Below are 1209 nucleotides of genomic sequence, written 5' to 3'. Positions count from 1 at the left end.
TCGGCAGGGGGACCTGCCGATGGCCTGGAACGAGAGCTGTGTGATGGAGCAACGGATGCGGTTCGCGCTTTTGTGCGATCGTGACGAGCAGACGATGGTCGAGCTGTGCGAGCTGTTCGGCATCAGCCGTCAGACGGGGTACGAGTGGCGCCGACGCTATCGCGAGGAAGGTCCGGCGGGTCTGGTGGATCGCCCACGCGGTCCGCATCGTCACGGCCGATCGACGCCGGATGCGGTGGCGGAGTCGATCGTCGCGCTGCGTCTGGCGCGTCCGAGCTGGGGGCCGCGCAAGATCGTGGCGAAGCTCGCGGCTCAAATGCCGGAGGTGACCTGGCCCGCGCCCTCGACGGCGGGCGAGATCTTGAAGCGTGCGGGGCTGGTGACGAGCCGCAGGCCACCGCGACGGGCGCCCGCGCGCCTGGGCGAGCTGACGCGACCGCAGCATGCCAATCACGTCTGGTGCGCCGACCACAAGGGCTGGGTACGGCTGGGAGATCGGGACCGGCTCGAGCCGTTGACGGTGACCGACGGCTTCAGCCGCTTTCTCGTGGTGCTGGGCGCGACGGCCTCGACCGGCAAGGAGGAAGCCATTCCCTTGTTCGAGATCGCCTTCCGGGAGCACGGTCTGCCGGAGACGATCCGAACGGACAACGGCGCGCCCTTCGCTTCCAGCGGGATCACGGGCCTCACCGAGCTCGGGGTCTGGTGGGCCAAGCTCGGCGTCCGCCACGAACGCATCGACCGGGGCAGCCCGCAGCAGAACGGCGGGCACGAGCGCTTCCACAGGACGCTCTTGCGCGAGGCGATGATGCCGCCTTGCGCCGATCGTGCGACCCAGCAGGCGCGCTTCGACGCCTTCCGCCACGACTACAATCACGAGCGGCCTCACGAGGCGCTGGGCCAGAAGCCGCCGGCAGCGTTCTACGAGCCCGCGCCACGGCTGTTCCCCGACCGCCTGCCGGAGCCGACCTATGCGCCCGAGGCGGCGGTCCGAAAGGTACGCCAGGCGGGCGAGATCAAGTGGGCCGGGAGCCTCGTCTTCGTGAGCGGTGCTCTCGTCGGCGAGCCGATCGCGATCGAAGAGACCGACACCGGCGACTGGCTCGTCCGCTTCTTCGACCTGGAAATCGGGATCATCGACCGCAAGACCAGAAAGTTGCGACGCCCGGTCCCCCGGCCGGGGGACCGGGCGTCGCAAAACACCCAAAC

At 69.4% G+C, this 1209-nt stretch carries 1 protein-coding gene; it reads left to right on the top strand.

Annotated features, from left to right (window positions below):
* Window positions 1-19 precede the first annotated feature (19 nt).
* Window positions 20-1209: IS481 family transposase (locus AB9M23_RS22540; RefSeq protein WP_372426945.1), on the top strand; the 1190-nt coding region annotated here is incomplete at its 3' end.

The organism is Salinarimonas chemoclinalis, assembly GCF_041514305.1.
In the GTDB taxonomy this organism is placed as follows: domain Bacteria; phylum Pseudomonadota; class Alphaproteobacteria; order Rhizobiales; family Beijerinckiaceae; genus Salinarimonas; species Salinarimonas chemoclinalis.
The sequence above is the reverse complement of the archived record's forward strand: the minus strand, read 5'-3'. Positions and strand labels throughout refer to the sequence as shown.